The sequence below is a fragment of the Dermacoccus sp. MPR-E5 genome (genome assembly GCF_058809565.1).
In genome coordinates this window covers 1-988 of record NZ_JBXASS010000044.1, presented here as the reverse complement: position 1 = coordinate 988, position 988 = coordinate 1, and the positions used below count along the sequence as shown (strand labels likewise).

The window sequence follows — 988 nt, the reverse complement described above, 5'->3', positions numbered from 1 at the left end:
AACTACATCGCCAGGAGCCTGCTCGAGACCGGCGGGTTCAGACCCCGTCTACACCCTCGACTGGGATGAGCCCCTTTACTGTGGCGTTTAATCATCATCCGTGACTGTGCGCAAGTAAATTTCTATGTGCTTACGATGCTGAGCATGAGAACGTTCTTCCCTCTTCGATGGCATTGAAGTAAACCCCCGACCGTCGGACCTAACGTAGTCGTAAGAACCATCATTATTTTTTTCGATGGTAAATTCAATACCTTCAACCACCATCTTTTCATGTTTACTGCTCATTTTGCGCCTCCTCTGGCTATCGCTTGTTCTGGAGAGAACGATATGTGATGCAGGTGATTCAATCAGCTGTTGTTCGACTGATTCTTTTTATAGAGGTCCGTCCAAATTAATCTCTGAAGGCCCAACGAAACAGCTCGACGTACGGTTCCACCCTTGTTGCGCCCGGCGGGTTCCCGTGTTTTGAAGCCTTGCTCCTCACTGTTCTGCCGCTGTGGTTTGGGTGCGGGTTTTGGGGGTGTGGGTGCTTCGAGTTGCTTGAGGGTGAGTGCGAGGGCTGCTGCGGTGGCGGTGGCTTCGCGGGCCGTGGTTTCGGCGGCGTGGGCGCGTTCGAGGAGTTGGGTGCGTTCGCGGTCGCGTTCTTCGGCTCGGGCGCGCCATTCGCGTGCGTCGGCGGTTGCGGTGGCGAGTTCTTCTTTGAGTCGCTCGAGCTCGTCCTGGTTGGGGGGTGACACGGGGGTGACATTGGGGGTGACAGGTGTCCGGTTAGGGGGTGACGTGTCAGGGGTGACAGGGGGTGACACGTGTCCGGTGTCGGTGAGTGCCGCGAGGGCTGTTTCGGGGATGTGCCAGCCGGTGTGGTCGCGGTAGGCACCGTGTTCGATGAGTGTTTCGCGGCGTCGTTGCAGGGTTCTGGTGCTGATGCCGAGGCGGTTGGCTGCTTCGTTGAGGGTGAGCATGGGTGGGGGTGACAGGGGTGACATGG

General features: G+C 57.7%; 1 protein-coding gene. It reads right to left on the bottom strand.

Annotated elements, in window-relative coordinates; translation table 11 throughout:
• Positions 1–347 precede the first annotated feature (347 nt).
• Positions 348–988, bottom strand: a 641-nt coding sequence (locus AC1RS9_RS14490; RefSeq protein WP_492921979.1) for a hypothetical protein, incomplete at its 5' end; no start/stop codon positions are given.